The sequence below is a fragment of the Ensifer sp. ENS03 genome (assembly GCF_014852035.1).
Classification (GTDB): Bacteria; Pseudomonadota; Alphaproteobacteria; order Rhizobiales; family Rhizobiaceae; genus Ensifer; species Ensifer adhaerens.
Genome location: NZ_JACVAV010000002.1, coordinates 383,465 through 398,733, shown reverse-complemented (window position 1 = coordinate 398,733; position 15,269 = coordinate 383,465). Strand labels below are relative to the sequence as shown.

Genomic DNA, 15,269 nt, shown 5'->3' with positions numbered 1-15,269 from the left:
GTGCTCTAAAGGGTTTCGCCCGTCGATGATCACACGGCCGGTATCGGATTTGCCGGAGCGCCCAAAGTGCGGACGCTCTCCGAAACCGAGAAGCGAAGGCGATACTCCTTCGGTGAGAGACCCAGGATCTTGCGGAATATCTTGCGATAGGCGTTGGTGTCGTCATAGCCGCTTTGCCAGGCAACCTGCTCGATCGAGAGATGTGAGCGCTCCAGCAGATCGCGGGATTTGGCGATCCGTAGCCGCTGGCAATATTCGGTCGGGTTGAAGCCGGTCGCCTTCTGGAAACGGCGCAGGAAGGTGCGGTCGCCGAGACCGGCGCGGTCGGCCATCATCTGCAGCGTCACGCCCTTGGTGTTGGCGCCGTGCAGCCAGTGCTGGATCTTCAGGATGATCGTGTCGCCGTGATCGAGCTTCGGGGCGAAGACGCTGTAATAGCTCTGCTCGCGCGCGCCGGGGTCGATGATCATGTAGCGTGCGGTTGCCAGCATGACGTCGGTTCCGAGGAACCGGTCGACGAGTTTCAGGCCGAGGTCGATCCAGGCCATCATGCCGCCGGCGGTGATGATGTCGCCTTCGTCGATCAGCAGCCTGTCGGTGTCGACGCGGATGTCGCTGTAGCGGTTGGAGATCAGGTCTTGATGCGACCAGTGGGTGGTGATGGTGCGGCCGGCGGCGAGGCCGGACTCTGCCAGCAGATAGGCGCCGCCGCAGACGGAGCAGATCGTCGCGCCGCGTTGATGCTGTTCGCGCACGAAGGCGGGCAGGGCACCGATGCGATCGCCGACCGGCAGATCGGAGAGCGTCGGCGGCAGGATCAGGGCCACAAGGCCCGAGGAGGGGCCTTCGTGGGTGTCGCGCGATTTCGATACCGAGCCATCTTCCTGAAGTTTCCAGTGGCTGATGCGGATTTGCGGCGCGTCTCTGCCGCTTTGCTCGACCGACTGCATGCTCGCCACCTGGAACATGTCGGTCAGCCCATGGATCGCCGACATCAGGGCGCGGGGATAGACGACGATGCCGATCTCCGCCGGCTCGTTTTCGGGTCGTTTTGTCACTTCTGCCCCCATCGTTGTCAGCTTTGCCGGTCGAGAGGTTAGGCCCACCGATTTATCAATTCAACCATCGCTTCCGCCGAATGGAAGCCCGAGCAACAGAGATCAAAGAGGTGAGGACAATGACACAGGCAAAAGCAGTTTCCGCAAGCGTTTCCAACGGCATCTCCCGCCGCACGGTTCTCTCGGCCGCCTTTGGCGCTGCCGCCACGGCAGCCGCGGTCAATGCCATGAACACGCCGGCCAAGGCCGCATCCACCACCGCAGCAACCGCCGGCGCCTCCGGCACTAAGGGAGAAAACACCATGGGCAGCCGCATCATCACCCGCGATGGCGTCGAGATCTATTACAAGGACTGGGGTCCGAAGGATGGCCCGGTCGTCGTGCTCAGCCACGGCTGGCCGCTGTCGTCCGACAGCTGGGAAGCGCAGGCCTTCCACCTTGCCGCCAACGGCTTCCGCGTCGTCACCCATGACCGCCGCGGCCACGGCCGCTCGTCGCAGCCCTGGGACGGCAACGACATGGACCACTATGCCGACGACCTCGCGGATCTGATCAACGCGCTCGATCTGAAGGGTATCTTCCTTGCCGGGTTTTCGACCGGCGGCGGCGAAATCAGCCGCTATATCGGCCGCCATGGCACCAGCCGGATCGCCAAGGCCGGTTTGATCTCGGCCGTGCCGCCGCTGATGGTCAAGACCGACAGGAACCCCGGCGGCCTGCCGAAGGAAGTCTTCAACGGCCTGCAGGCGGCAAGCCTGAAGGATCGCTCGAAGCTCTACCGCGACATCGCGTCCGGCCCGTTCTTCGGTTTCAACCGCCCGGGTGCGGTCGCCTCGCAGGGCATGATCGACAGCTTCTGGCTGCAGGGCATGATGGGGGGACACAAGAACACCTATGACTCGATCGTCGCCTTCTCGCAGACCGACTTTACCGAGGACCTGAAGAAGTTCGACGTGCCGACCTTGATCATCCATGGCGACGACGACCAGATCGTGCCGATCGATGCGGCGGCACGGGCCTCGAAGACGCTGGTGCCGCATGCGGAGCTCAAGGTCTATGCCGGCGCACCGCACGGCATCACCGACACCCACAAGGACCAGCTCAACGTCGACCTGCTCGCCTTCGCCAAGGCCTGATGGTTGTTCGCCGGTGCCGCCTCGCAGGTGGCGCCGGCACCCTATGTCAAACGCTTCAGCCAAGGATCAGAGCCATGACCTCTTCCCACAATCCCACCGACGTCTCCGGCCCCGGCCGTCGTGAATTCCTTGCAGGCACCAGTGCGCTTGCAGCCTCCGCCCTGCTGCCGAAAGGTGCCCATGCCGCAGATATCAAACGTTTCCGGCATGGCGGCTTCGATATTTCCGTCGTCAGCGACGGCTTCATCATGCTGCCGGTCAGCATCGTGCTGCCGGATGCAACGGCGGAAGAGCGGCCGGAGATCATGCGCCGGCTTGGCGGCACTCCCGAAAAGGCGCCGTTTCACACCAATATTCCGGTCATTCGCACTGGCGACGATCTGATTGTGGTCGACGACGGCTCGGGCACACGTTTCCAGGAGAGCGCCGGCAAGCTTCACGCCAATCTGCTTGCGGCCGGCATCGACCCGAGTGCGGTGACGAAGGTGGTGCTGACGCATGCCCATCCCGACCATGCGGGCGGCACCGTTGGCGCCGACGGCACGCTCGCCTTTCCGAATGCGCAGTACTTCGTTTCGGAGGGGGAATGGCGGTTCTGGACCGATCCCAACTTCGAAAAGACCATGCCGCAGGTGCTTCATGGCTTTGCCAAGGGTGCGCAGCGCGATCTCTTTGCGGTCAAGGACCGGCTGACCCTGGTGAAGCCCGGCGACGAAATCGTCAGCGGCATGCAGGTGCTCGACACGCGGGGCCACACACCCGGTCATATCTCGCTTCAGCTTTCCGGCGGTGACGGCGCCGGACATGAGGGCTTGGTGATCACGGGCGATGCGGTCACCAGCAACATCGTCTTCTTTGAGCACCCCGACTGGCATTTCGGCTTCGACACGGATGCGGAGCTGGCCTTGAAGAACCGCAAGGCCCTGATCGACCGGGCCGCGTCGGAGCGGCTGGCGCTGCTTGGCTATCATTGGGCCTATCCGGGGATCGGGCGGGCGGAGCGCAACGGGGCGGCCTATCGCTTCGTGGCGGCGGGGTGACCGCCTGGAGCCGGCAATCACTAGGACAGTTGACGGGCGCGCCTCCTGCGGGGCGCGCCCGTTTCTCTGCATTCAGAGAGCCAGTTCGCTGTCCTTGATATCGCTGATCGGCGCAAGGAACGGCAGGTCGAACGGACGCAGAGCGGTGCGTTTCGCGGTGAGCTGTGGCCAGTCGGGATTGACGAGCGCGCCGCGGCCAAGCGCGATCATGTCGGCACCGGCTTCCATCACCTCCTCGGCGCGGTCGAGATCGTGCAGGCTGCCGTTGGCGATGATGAACAGGCGCGGCGCGTGGCGGCGGGCGAGGGAAACGAGCGACGCGTCGCCGCCCTCGAAGGCCGGCTTCCAGGCTTCGAACTCGGTCACGTGCACGAAGTCTGCCGGGCTTTCGGCGAGCGCCTCGAACACGCGGGCTGCACCTTGTTCGCGTTCTGCCCATTTGTGCCTGAAGTCGTTGACCTTACCCTGGGAGAGCCGCAGCCCCAGCGGGACGTCGGGGCCGATCGCCACGCGCACTGCCTTCAGCACTTCGAGCGACAGGCCGAGCCGCTCAACGATATCTCCGCCCCAACGATCCGCCCGCCGGTTCGAAAAGTCCGTGAAGAACTGATCGAGCAGATAGCCGTTGGCGCCGTGGATCTCGATGCCGTCGAAACCGGCAACCTCGATTGCAAACCGGGCGGCACTGGCGAACCCTTCGATCGCCTCGGCGATTTCGGCATCGCTGATTTCGCGCGGCAGGGCATAGGGGCCGTCGCCGTGATAACCGGTCAACTGGCTGCCCTTCGGCCGGACGGCGGAGGGGCCCACCGTCTCGGGCCTGTGCGGGTTGCCCTGCGCCAGCGCGCCGCCATGCATGAGCTGCGCGAAGATGCGCCCGCCTTCCGCATGAACGGCCTCGACGATCGGTCGCCAGGCGAGAGCCTGTTCCCGGTCGGTCAGGCCCGGCTGGTCCTTGTAGGTTTGGGAATAGGCCTTGTCGGTGTAGATGCCCTCGGTCGTGATCAGGCTGAAGCCGCCGCGGGCGAAGCGCTGGTAATAGTGCTGCATGCGCTCGCTGGGCGCGCCGGCCGCCGTGGCGCTGATGCGGGTCATCGGCGCCACGGACAGGCGATTGGCGAAATCAAGCCCCTTGAGACGGGTGCCGGTGAAGGCGGGGGACGCGATGCCAAACGGTGCGTTCATGTCACTTGCCTCCATCGAGCGCGATCGCTTCGATCTCGATCAGCGCGTCCGGTGAATAGAGCGAGGAGACCTCGATGATGCTGTCGGCGGGATAGGGGGCGGAAAACCACGTGCGGCGCAGCTCGATGATCTTGGCGAAATTCTCCATGGAGCGCAGGAAGATCGTGACCTTGACGATCTTGTCTAACCCAGAGTCCGCCGCCTTGAGCGCCCGGTCGAGGTTGCGGAACGCCTGTTCGGCCTGGCGGTCGAAGTCACCGACGCCGACGAGCTTGCCGTCGTCGCCGATTGCCGCCTGACCGGAGACGAAGACGAAGCCATTGGCCTTGATCGCCTGGGAAAGCAGGAAGGGCGCGTAGGGATCCGGCTGGGTGACGACCTGTTCGAGAGACATAAGATGTCCTTTCATGCTTGAGATTTTCTCAGCTTGGCGCTGTTGCCTTGGCTGTTGATCCTAATATGCTTGGGCATTCAGCGGCTGACAAAGAGTGATTTCTCAGCCGACAGATGAGCTGAGTTCATCCATTGAGGAAATCATGAGGAAGTTGCCGCCGCTCGGCGCACTCAGGGTCTTTGAAGCGGCCGCCCGGCGGATGAGCTTCAAGCTGGCGGCCGAGGAACTGAACGTCTCGGCCACTGCCGTCAGCCACCAGATCCGCCAGCTGGAGGAGAGGCTGGAGACCAAGCTCTTCGAACGAGGGACGCGGCAGGTCCGGCTGACCACTGCGGGAAAGGTGCTCTTTCCGGTGCTGCGTGATGGCCTCGACCGTTTCGAGCAGGCGATCGCCGACATGCGCCGGCAGGAGGCAAGCAAGGTGGCGCGGTTGACGTCCACCGTCGCCTTCGTCGCCAAGCGCCTGGCGCCGCTTGCCGGTTCCTTCCGCGAAGCCTATCCCGAGTGGACGCTGAGGCTGGACGCCTCCCACCGGATGGTCGATCTGGAGGTGGATGCGGATGCTGCGATCCGCCTTGGCGGCGGTGATTATCCGGGCCTCGTCACCGAACCGCTGTTCGCCGATCGTTTCGCCCCGGTTTGCGTGCCGCGACTGGCGCCGGCCAGTGCCGCGGACCTCAAGCACGCGACGCTCATCCACTACGATTGGGGCACGCTGCGCCGCCACGATGCGCGCGCGCCGGTCTGGCGGCAATGGCTGGAACGGGCTGGCGCCACCGATGTCGAGGCCGGCGCGGGGCTTTCCTTTACCGACGAGATCCATGCCGTGCAGTCGGCCATCGCCGGGCAGGGAATTGCCCTCTTGAGCCTCACGCTGGTCGCCGAGGAGCTTGCCTCCGGCATTCTCGTCCAGCCGTTCGACCTGACGCTGGAAAGCGACCGATACGACCTGGTCTACAGTGCGCGCATGGCGGACCGGCCAGCGACCCGCGTGCTTCGCGATTGGGTGCACGCGCAGTTCAGCGGCGATGCCTGATCCGTGAGGTGATCTCGTTCAGTCGTCGAAGCCGAGGAAGTCCGGCGCCCAACGGCGACTGGTGAGGCGCAACGAACGGTCAGGCTCGATGATATAGGTCTCGTAGACCTTGCGGCCGTAGGAATCGATGAACTGGTGCGGGACGATGCTGCCGACGGGTGCCTTCTTCAGCTTGGTGCGCGGTTGCCCGCCATAGGTGATGCTGCCAGGAATCGGTTGCATGTTCGGCGAGTAACCGTAGCTGATGTCGGGGCCGGTGGTCGCCGTGCAGCCACTGAGAAGCAGCACGACGGAGAGGGCGGCAAAAGCGTGTTTCATGTCGGCGATCCTCAGAATGGCTGAGCCTGGCCCACACGGCGTCAAGCGTCAGGCGGAAACGCCTTGGACGATCGTTGCCGGTGCGGTCCAGCACTCTCTTCTAAAGTGTAGCGCTTAAACGGAAATTTCCAAGTTCTGTCATGCGGATTCCGGCAAGCAATGCTTGCAAATGTTCACGGCTTGTCCCAGTTGTGGAGTGCCTGATCGCGACAGTTGCGGCGGGCTTGCGCGCAACCTGGCGTTCGGGTGCGTTCCGAGCTTTTTTGGACACGCCTTTGGGGGCGAAATGGCAGCGTGGCACTATGTGATCGGGTCGAGCGACACGGGCCCGTGAGCGACAACATTTTGCTGGTGATGATAGCGCGGGACGAGCTTTCAACGGATGTGCTGGTTTGGCGGCAGGGACACGGGGAGCGGATCCCGGCCTGCGACATGGCCGAAATCAAAGCGGCCTCCGCCGCGCGACGCCAGGACCCGGGCCGTCCGCCGACGCGCCGCCGCCAGTGCCCGAATATCCGCTTGCCCGGCCATGGCCCCGTTTTCTGGCGCGCATTTTCGACATGCTGCTGCTTTACATACCGGCTGCCTTGGTGGCCCGCCGCCCCCGATGCAGACCTTCGTCAATCCGGTGATAAGCAGGCAGACGACGTTCGAGGCCGCCTGGCACGTCGAGGATCTCTCGCGCGACAACATGCTCTTCGCGATCAGCGCGGACCAAGCAAGCGGCGGGCACGAGCAGGTCCCGGCAACAATGAACGAACGGCCATATGCCGAGGTGCTCGCCGAACTGCAGGCGAGGGCGGGATACGAGGCGAGCGCGGACTGGACGCCGGTTATGATCAACGGCCAAGGGGCGCCTGGCGATGAAGTCGCTCAAGGAACCGGACGCCACCGCCGAGATAACCATTGCGCTGCGCGGGCGAGACGCCTGGCGGATGGTTGGATTTCTGATGAAGGGCAAGAAGCGGGGCGAGGCGATCGATACGCTGGAGACGGCCGTATTCGGGACCATCGAGTAGCGGGCGGCAGGGGCTGTCGCCTCGCCGCCGGGCGCGGCCGGCGGTCCATGCGCTTCGCACTCATGCCCAGATTTGTCGCTGAGATGAATTCCGATTTGCCGAAACATGGGTTACGTCTTGTGTGAACTTCTGCGCGGATTGCGCGTTTCGGCTTGTGTCGGCCGCACGTCCCGTCCCGCCCAGTCTCTTTGCTGAACCCGGATATTGCATGACCGCCGAACAGTCTCTCGCGTTTCTCGTCATCGGCGCCATGATGGTCTTCTTTATCTGGGGGCGGTTTCGATACGACGTGATCGCCTGTTCGGCGCTGATGCTGGCGGTCGCCGTCGGCATCGTGCCTTACGATCATGCCTTCGATGGTTTCAGCGACGACATCGTCATCATCGTCGGCAGCGCCCTGATCGTCAGCGCCGGGGTGGCGCGCTCGGGGATCGTCGACGCCGCCATCCAGCGGTTCCTGCCGAACATCTCATCGGTCCGGGCCCAGCTCGCACTGCTGGTCATCACGGTGACAGTGCTTTCCGCCTTCATCAAGAACATCGGGGCGCTGGCGATCATGCTGCCGGTCGCCTTCCAGTTTGCCCGGCGGTCGAATGTCCAGCCTTCGGTCTTCCTGATGCCGATGGCCTTCGGCTCGCTGATCGGTGGGCTGATGACCCAGGTCGGCACGTCGCCGAACATCGTCGTCTCACGGGTGCGCCAGGAGCTGACCGGCGAGAGCTTCACGATGTTCGACTTCACGCCCGTCGGCGCGACGCTGGCGCTGGTCGGCTGCATCTTCCTGCTCTTTGCCTACAAGCTGGTGCCGCAGCGCTCCAGCAGCCAGGTCTCCGTCCATTCGGCGATCGAGATCACCGATTATACGTCCGAGGCGGTTGTTGCCGCCGGTTCGCCGGCGATCGGCAAGGCGCTCAGCAATCTGGTGAAACTGGGCGACGGCGGCGCTGTCGTCATCGCCATCTTTCGCCGCGGCCTGCATCTGGCGCCGCTTCCCGACGTTACCCTCGAAGCCGAGGACATCCTGATTTTTGAAGGCGGTCCGGGAGCGCTCGATCGCATCGTCTCGCAAGGCAAGCTGAAGATTGCCGGCGACCGCGCGCCGCATGGGCGGGAAAAGGCCGGGGACGAGATCGAGGCGATCGAAGCTGTCGTCGGCAGCGGTTCCCCGCTCGAGGGCATGTCGGCACAGCGCCTGGCGCTGTTCAACACCCACAACATCAACCTGCTGGCCGTCAGCCGCCAGGGCGAGAGGCTGAAGCAGCGGCTCGGCAGTATCCGCTTGAGGGCAGGTGACATCATCGTGCTGCAGGGCGCGCGGCGCGAACTGACGCTCTTCCTGCAGGAGTTCGGCTGCCTGCCGCTGGCGCAGCGCGAGATCCTGCTTGGCACGACGCGAAAGGCACCGCTGCCGCTTCTGGTTCTGGCGGCCGCGATGGGCTCAACGGCAGTTGGACTTGTGCCGGTGCCGATCGCCTTTTTCGCGGCAGCCCTCGCCATGGTCGTCTTCCGCATCATCCCCTTGCGCGATTTTTATCGCTCGGTCGATGGGCCGATCCTGGTGATGCTGGCGGCGCTGATCCCGGTGAGCGATTCCTTGCGCACGACCGGGGGCACCGATGTCATTGCGGCCTGGCTCGGCACGGTTGCCGCAGGCCTGCCGCCGGCCGGCGCGCTGACGATCATCCTGCTTGCCGCCATGGCGGTGACGCCGTTCCTCAACAATGCCGCCACCGTGCTCGTTATGGCGCCGATCGCCGCGAGCTTCGCCGGCGCGCTCGGCTACAAGCCGGAAGCCTTCCTGATGGCAGTTGCCATCGGCGCCGGCTGCGATTTCCTCACCCCCATCGGCCACCAGTGCAACACGCTGGTCATGGGGCCGGGCGGCTACAAGTTCAGCGACTATCCGCGCCTCGGCCTTCCGCTGTCGGTGGTGATCGTGATCGTCAGCATCCCGACACTGATGCTGGTGTGGCCGCTGCGTTAGGTGTGGTGCGACTGGCACCTCGCCGACAGGGATGCTCGCATAAATAGCCGCGACCGTGTACAGGTAGACGCGCGGTAGCGCCCGCCGCAGATTTGCCTATCCGTGAGCGACAAGAGGGAGAAGATGGCATGAGCCCCAAGCCCACCGGCCACGTCAGTGGCAATGACCTGATCCTGACGCGCACGTTTCATGCACCCATCGCCGACGTCTGGACGAGCGTGACAAAGTCCGAGAGCACCGCGCTCTGGTTCGGCCGCTGGGAAGGCGAAGCGGGGCCCGGCAAGACCGTGCGGCTGCAACTGCTCCATGAGAAAAGCCAGCCATGGACGGATGTCCTGATCGAGGAGTGCGCCGCGCCGCACCGCCTGGTCGTGGCGATGAAGGATGACGCCGGCGAGTGGCGCATCGCGTTGACGTTTACGCAGACGGGCGACACGACGGAGTTGCGCCTGGTTCAACATCTGAGCGACCCGAAACTCGCAGGCGACGTCGGGCCGGGCTGGGAATATTACCTCGATATGCTGGTCGCCGCGCGCGCCGGCAAGGCTTTGCCGTCATTTTCAGACTATTATCCGGCGCAGAAAGCGCACTTTCTGGAAGGCGTCTAGCCCCTGGCGGTCGTCAATCGGACGGGCGCGTTCGACACAATTTGCGGGCGCTGCCGCTGTGGGCCGCGCGTTCTTGTGTCGTTACGAGAGGGCGCGCCGCGGCGGGGTTGTCCGGTCGGCTGGCCCCCTCGCAACCGCACCTTCTCGCAGTTCGACACCGAGCGGAGCCTCGCTGCGCTACGCCAGAACGGTGACGAGAACCGCGCCCCAGAGCGCCAGCAGCACGTTGCCGATCGCGTAGCCGAGACCGTAGCCGAGTGTCGGGACCTTGCTTCCGGCCGCCTCCTGCACGGCGGCAAGCGCCGGGGCTGAGGTTCCGGCGCCACAGCAGGTGCCGGCGAGCACGCCTTCGTTCATGCCGAAGACCCAGCGGCCGAGCGCAAGTGCGGCCAGATGCGAGATCAGGCAGATCAGCAGGCTGGCGATGACCAGCGCCGGGCCGGACTGGACGAGGCCGGCGACAAAACTCGGGCCGGCCGAGATACCGACGCAGGCGATGAAGGCGCAGAGCCCGACGCTGTCGAAGAACCAGAGGGTTGCCTCCGGCACGAAACCGAAGGTGCGCCGGACCGAGCGCAGCCAGCCGGCGCAAAGGCCCGCGATCAGCACGCCGACGGCGACGCCGAGGCCGATTTCGAGCGCGCCGAGTTTCAGGGCAGGGATGCCGATGAGGCCGCCGAGGAAGATGAAGACGCCGACAAAGACCATGTCGGTTGCGGTGGTCTCACGGTCGGCATAACCGAGCAGCTTCGCCACCTCCTCGACATGGCGTCTGGCGCCGGCAATCGACATCACGTCGCCACGGCGGACGGTGAGGCCAGGGAAGATCGGGATCGGCTGGCCGGCGCGCAGGATGCCGCGCAGGAACACCGAGCGCGCTTCCGGCTGCTGCCTCAGCTGCCACAGGCGTTTTCCCGCAACCTCCTTGTTCGTTACCACGATATCGAGCACTTCAACCGGGATATCGAGCAGCGTGCGGTCGTCGATCTCGGTGCCGATCCGGCTGGAATATTCGACGAGGAAGCCGCGAAGACCGGCAACGGCGATGATGTCTCCAGCCTGCAGGCGCTCCTTGGGCGTTGGGGTGATGATCTCCTCGCCCCGGCGGATCTGCTCGATATAGGCCTTCTGGTTTTCGGGAACGCGCGCTTCGGCTTCCGCGACCGCCAGCCCCACCAGTGCGTCGGCAATGACGAAGGCGCGCGCCTCGATTTCGCGCCGTGCGGTGTCGCCGCTCGTCTGCGGCGCGATCTTCAGTTCGGCTTCTAGCTCGGCGCAGGCCTCCTTGAGGCTGCGGCCGAACATCCGCGGCGCCAGTTGCGACTGGACGAGGATGGCGGTGACGACACCGACGAGATAGGCGACGGCAAAGCCGGTCGCCACGGCGGATTCGAACTGGCTCGCCGCTTCCGGCGTCGGTGCCGTCTTGCGGAAGGTGTCGATCGCGACGCCGACGGTCGCCGATTCCGTCGCGCCGCCGGCGAGCACCCCGGCTGCCGTTCCAAGATCGAAGCCGAAGAGCATCGAGAGCACGATCGCAACGGCAAGCGCGACGACGCAGAGCGTGACGGTAACGGCGATCTGCGGCAGCGCGTCGGCGTTGAGGCTCTGGAAGAATTGCGGGCCGGTGCGGTAGCCGATGGCAAAGAGGAAGAGCAGGAAGAACGCCTGCTTGACGTCGTTGGAGAGCACAGCACCGGTCTGGCCGATCAGCACGCCCGCCAGCAGGCAGCCGGTGACGGCGCCGATGGTGACGCCGAAGATGGTGATCTTGCCGACCGCGTAGCCGATGCCGAGCGCGAGGAACAGGGCAAGCTCCGGATGCGCCCGCAGGATGCTGAACAGGTGGTCGATCACGCGGCGGTTCCTCCCGGTGCCAAGCCGAAGAAAGCCGCTTCAGCTGGATGATGCGCTGGTCGCTGAGCCGGCGGAAAGAAAGTCGCCAGCCGGAGATGCGGGGATGCTTGTCGGCCGAAGGAAACACTGGCCAGGCGTTGGGGAAGGGCGGTCAGCATGGCTGCCGGCCGCCCGATCGGCTAGCTGATCTTCAGGCCTTTGGCGGCCTGGTAGGTCTGGACGTAACCGCGCGCCACCGAGCGCACGGCGCGGCCGATCTGCGAATAGGCTTCGTCATTGAGGTTGGCGAAGGAGACGCGTGCCGACCAACTGGGCGCATCGAAACCCGAGCCGTTGAGCAGCACGATGCCGTGGTCCTCGGCAAGCCGGAAGGGAATGTCGAGCGGGTGGATGTTGTCCTTCACCCAGGTGACGACATCCTCGCCGACATATTTGCGCAGCCAGAACTCGAAGTCGATGATGCCGTAATAGTGGTCGAAATAGATGCCCGGATTGGACTCGACGCCCATGCCCTCGATCAGGTTCCAGAAGCGCTTGGTGCAGATGGCGATGCAGGCCTTCTGGTAAGCCTTCTCGACGTCCATCAGCTCGACCAGGCCGAAGAGCGTCATCATCACCTGCTGGGGCAGCGACAGGCCGGCGGTGTGGTTCAGCGCCACGTCGCGGCTGTCGGCGACGATGCGGTCGATGAACTTCACCTCGCGCGGCTTCGGCGTCATCGCCTTGTAGCGTTTTTCGAGGAGCTTCTGGATCGGTTCGCCATGGGCCTTGATCTTCTCGTCGAAGATGTTGTCCTCGGCGACGGCGATGACGCCGAGGCGCCAGCCGGTGCAGCCGAAGTACTTCGAATAGGAGTAGACGCCGATCGTGTTGCGCGGCAGATGCCCAAGCAGCGACTGGAAGCCCGGAACGAAGGTGCCGTAGACGTCGTCCGTCAGCACGATCAGGTCGGGGCGCTTCTTGTTGACGAGGTCGACAAGGCGCTTGATCGAATCCGGATCCATCGCCACGGCGGACGGGTTGCCGGGGTTGACCAGGAACAACGCCTTCACCTTGGGGTTCTCCAGCGCCTTGATGTCTTCGTCGGTGAACTGGAACCGGTCCTCCTGCTCGGCGCTGACGTTGATGGTCTTGAGATCGTAGTCCTCCAGCTCCGGCATTTCGAGATAGGGCGTGAAGATCGGCGTTCCGAGCGCGATCGTGTCGCCGGCGTTAAGCAGGCGGGCGTTCTTCAGTGCCTTGAAGATGTAGCACATGGCGGCGGTGCCGCCTTCGACCGGGTAAAGGTCGAACTTTGCCTTCGGTCGGTGGCCGGCGCACATCGCCCACATCAGGTATTCGTGGGTGATGATCTCGTTGTGGTGCAGCGCCCGATCGGGAACCGGATAGTTGTCGCCGATGATCGAGTCCGTGAGCTCGTGCACGAAGGCGTCCGCATCGAAGCGGAAGGTGGTGATGGCGTAGTTGACGGCGTCGGAAAGCGTCTTTGCCGGCGGGATGCCTTCATCCTCTTCGTCCCAGTCAGCCGTGTTTTGCAGCAGCTTCTTCGTCCACTTTTCGAACCGCGCGTGGGCGCCGTCCTTCGGCGGCATGCCGGCCACGCCGGCCTTCGGGTCGTAATAGGCGCGCTTGGCTTCCGTCAGCGCAAACTGGCCGAGCAGGAAGAAGGCTTCGCGAGCGCGTGTCGCCGTCCAGTTCGGGTTGCCGCGGCCGGCATTGAGGAAAGCCTTGGCGGATTTCTGTGAGCTCGACTTGGCGAGCTTGATCAGTTCGTCCTTGATTTCGAACGGGCTGAGATCGGAAAGGCTGTCGTAGAAATTTCTGTCCAACATGGTCCACACTCCCTGTGATCTATGCATTTTGAACGATGGTCGGCTTCGCCCGTTCGCCTCAGGCGAGCATGATGACGATGACGAGGCCGAAGATGGTCAGCAGCGTGTTTCCGATGGCGTAGGGCATGCCGTAGCCGAGCGCCGGCACCTTGCTCTTGGCCGCCTCCTGGATCATGCCGAGCGCTGCCGTCGTCGTTCGCACACCGGCGCAGGCGCCAAACAGGATCGCCGGGTGGAACTTGAAGACATAGTGGCCGAGGAGCACCGAGGCGATCATCGGGATCGATGTGGCGACCACGCCCCAGATGAACAGCGAAATGCCGACCTCCTGCAGGCCTGCGACAAAGCCCGGGCCGGCGCCGATCCCGACGACGGCGATGAAGATGTTGAGGCCGAGCGTGTTCATCAGCCACAGCGCCGGTGACGGGATGCGGCCGAAGGCGGGGTAGGTGGTGCGCAGCCAGCCGAGCACGAGGCCCGCCAGAAGCGCGCCGCCGGAGGTCGAAAGGCCGATCGGGATGCCGCCGATCGTGATCGTCAGCGCACCGATCATCGCGCCGATGAAAAGCCCCCAGCCGAGAAAGGCGATGTCGGTCGTCTCGACAGGCCGGTCGGCAAAGCCGAGCGCCTTGATCGCCGCTTCGACATGGCGTTTCGCGCCACCGATGGTGACGATGTCGCCGCGCTCGACCGTCGTCCCGGGCAGCACCGGGATCTCAACCAGCGAGCGGATGATCTTGCGAGCATAGACGCCGCGCGCCCAATCCATGGTGCTGACTTCCGCCAGCGTCTTGCCGGCGAGCGCCTTGCTGGTCACGTAGACATCGAGGACTTCGGCTTCCGCGTTGAGCAGCTCCTTGTCCTCGACCTCGAGCAGCTTGTTGTCGAGGTTTTCGACGAGCAGCGAACGCCGGCCCGAAAAGGCGACGACGTCGCCCGGCTGCAGCACGGTGTTGCCATCGGCCTCGATGATCTGGTCGCCGCGCCGCAGGCGCTCGACGAAGACGCGGATCCCGGGAAGGATGTCCTTGACCGGTTTTCCGGTGAGCCCGCTTGCCGCGTCGACGCGATAGGCCCGGAGGCCGAAGTCGTGATAGGCGCGGGTAATGCCGGGCTCGCTGCTTTCGCTGCCACCGCCGAGCTTGGCCTCGTATTCGCGGCAGGCCGCCGGAAGGTCGATGCCAAGAAGCTTGGGACCGAGCTGGGCGAGGATGATCGCCGAGCCGATCGTGCCCCAGATATAGGTCACCGCATAGGCGATCGGGATCTGGTCGGCAAAGGTCTTGGCCTGCTCCGGCGTCAGCCCGAGCGAATTGATCTGGTCGGTCGCAACCCCGATTGCAGCCGAGATCGTCTGCGAGCCGGCATACATGCCGGCGCCATAGCCGAGCGGCAGCCCGGCAATCAGCGCGCAGAGATAGGGAACGACGAGGCACAGCACCAGCACGGAGAGCGCAAAGGCGATCTGTTTCGGTCCATCGGTGCTCAAGCCCCGCACGAATTGCGGCCCGACGCCGTAGCCGACGGCGAAGAGGAAAATCAAAAACAGGGTGGATTTCAGGTCGCCGGAAACCTGGATACCCAGCTGTCCGATGAGAACGCCCGCAAGCAGCGTGGCGGTGACATTTCCAAGGTTGAACCCCGCGACCTTGATCGGACCGATGAGGAAGCCGATGCCGAGGGCGAGGAAGACGGCGACAGGCGGATAGGTCCGAAGCGTGTCGACGAAGAAATCAATGGGATTCACTGATGCTATTCCCTTCTGAAAGTTGAGTTGCCGTCACTTCATTTCGGGATCTGCG

Annotated in this window: 14 protein-coding genes; 7 read left to right on the top strand and 7 right to left on the bottom strand. The window is 64.4% G+C overall.

Annotated features, from left to right (window positions below):
- Positions 1–29: 29 nt before the first annotated feature.
- Entirely contained in the window at positions 30–1,058 is a 1,029-nt protein-coding gene (locus tag IB263_RS08580; RefSeq protein WP_234824412.1) for a GlxA family transcriptional regulator, read from the bottom strand.
- 119 nt (positions 1,059–1,177) lie between these two features.
- On the opposite strand from IB263_RS08580, the gene IB263_RS08575 reads away from it, so the two are divergent.
- Both IB263_RS08575 and IB263_RS08570 read left to right on the top strand, forming a co-directional pair.
- Entirely contained in the window at positions 1,178–2,194 is a 1,017-nt protein-coding gene (locus IB263_RS08575) for an alpha/beta fold hydrolase (RefSeq protein WP_192438273.1), read from the top strand.
- Between the two features lie 74 nt (positions 2,195–2,268).
- A complete protein-coding gene (locus IB263_RS08570; protein ID WP_113189802.1) occupies positions 2,269–3,234 on the top strand; it encodes an MBL fold metallo-hydrolase in 966 nt (321 codons plus the stop codon).
- 72 nt (positions 3,235–3,306) lie between these two features.
- Here IB263_RS08570 and IB263_RS08565 read toward each other — a convergent pair whose 3' ends face one another.
- Complete coding sequence (locus IB263_RS08565) at positions 3,307–4,419, bottom strand: NADH:flavin oxidoreductase (protein ID WP_192438271.1); 1,113 nt, start codon at positions 4,417–4,419, stop codon at positions 3,307–3,309.
- Position 4,420: 1 nt separating this feature from the next.
- The gene (locus IB263_RS08560) at positions 4,421–4,813 is read right to left on the bottom strand and encodes a RidA family protein (protein WP_060584830.1); all 393 of its coding nucleotides are present in this window, start codon (positions 4,811–4,813) and stop codon (positions 4,421–4,423) included.
- Positions 4,814–4,955: 142 nt separating this feature from the next.
- Here IB263_RS08560 and IB263_RS08555 point away from each other — a divergent pair, with 142 nt between their 5' ends.
- Positions 4,956–5,849 carry a LysR substrate-binding domain-containing protein gene (locus IB263_RS08555; RefSeq protein WP_192438269.1) on the top strand — a complete coding sequence of 298 codons (894 nt, stop codon included), beginning with the start codon at positions 4,956–4,958 and terminating at the stop codon, positions 5,847–5,849.
- Positions 5,850–5,867: 18 nt separating this feature from the next.
- Here the strand turns inward: IB263_RS08555 and IB263_RS08550 are convergent, their stop codons facing one another.
- Positions 5,868–6,167 (bottom strand): hypothetical protein, encoded by a 300-nt coding sequence (locus IB263_RS08550; RefSeq protein ID WP_034788071.1) that lies wholly within the window; start codon positions 6,165–6,167, stop codon positions 5,868–5,870.
- Between the two features lie 246 nt (positions 6,168–6,413).
- Between IB263_RS08550 and IB263_RS34655 the strand changes: the two genes are divergently transcribed.
- The 4 genes from IB263_RS34655 to IB263_RS08530 all read left to right on the top strand — a co-directional run bounded on the left by IB263_RS34655 (position 6,414) and on the right by IB263_RS08530 (position 9,778).
- Entirely contained in the window at positions 6,414–7,034 is a 621-nt protein-coding gene (locus tag IB263_RS34655) for a DUF4339 domain-containing protein (RefSeq protein WP_371814062.1), read from the top strand.
- Positions 7,031–7,186: a hypothetical protein gene (locus tag IB263_RS08540; protein ID WP_192438265.1), complete on the top strand. Its 156-nt coding sequence runs from the start codon at positions 7,031–7,033 to the stop codon at positions 7,184–7,186. Before IB263_RS34655 ends, IB263_RS08540 begins: the two co-directional genes overlap by 4 nt.
- 208 nt (positions 7,187–7,394) lie before the next feature.
- The gene (locus tag IB263_RS08535) at positions 7,395–9,170 is read left to right on the top strand and encodes an SLC13 family permease (protein WP_034788081.1); all 1,776 of its coding nucleotides are present in this window, start codon (positions 7,395–7,397) and stop codon (positions 9,168–9,170) included.
- A gap of 128 nt (positions 9,171–9,298) precedes the next feature.
- Positions 9,299–9,778 (top strand): SRPBCC family protein, encoded by a 480-nt coding sequence (locus IB263_RS08530; protein WP_192438263.1) that lies wholly within the window; start codon positions 9,299–9,301, stop codon positions 9,776–9,778.
- Between the two features lie 177 nt (positions 9,779–9,955).
- On the opposite strand, the gene IB263_RS08525 is transcribed toward IB263_RS08530, so the two are convergent.
- The 3 genes from IB263_RS08525 to aspT all read right to left on the bottom strand — a co-directional run bounded on the left by IB263_RS08525 (position 9,956) and on the right by aspT (position 15,214).
- Positions 9,956–11,635 carry a TrkA C-terminal domain-containing protein gene (locus IB263_RS08525; RefSeq protein WP_192438261.1) on the bottom strand — a complete coding sequence of 560 codons (1,680 nt, stop codon included), beginning with the start codon at positions 11,633–11,635 and terminating at the stop codon, positions 9,956–9,958.
- Positions 11,636–11,814: 179 nt separating this feature from the next.
- Positions 11,815–13,467: a bifunctional aspartate transaminase/aspartate 4-decarboxylase gene (locus IB263_RS08520; protein ID WP_051659121.1), complete on the bottom strand. Its 1,653-nt coding sequence runs from the start codon at positions 13,465–13,467 to the stop codon at positions 11,815–11,817.
- A gap of 58 nt (positions 13,468–13,525) precedes the next feature.
- Positions 13,526–15,214, bottom strand: a complete 1,689-nt coding sequence (aspT, locus tag IB263_RS08515; protein WP_226020693.1) for an aspartate-alanine antiporter — start codon at positions 15,212–15,214, stop codon at positions 13,526–13,528.
- Positions 15,215–15,269: the final 55 nt, after the last annotated feature.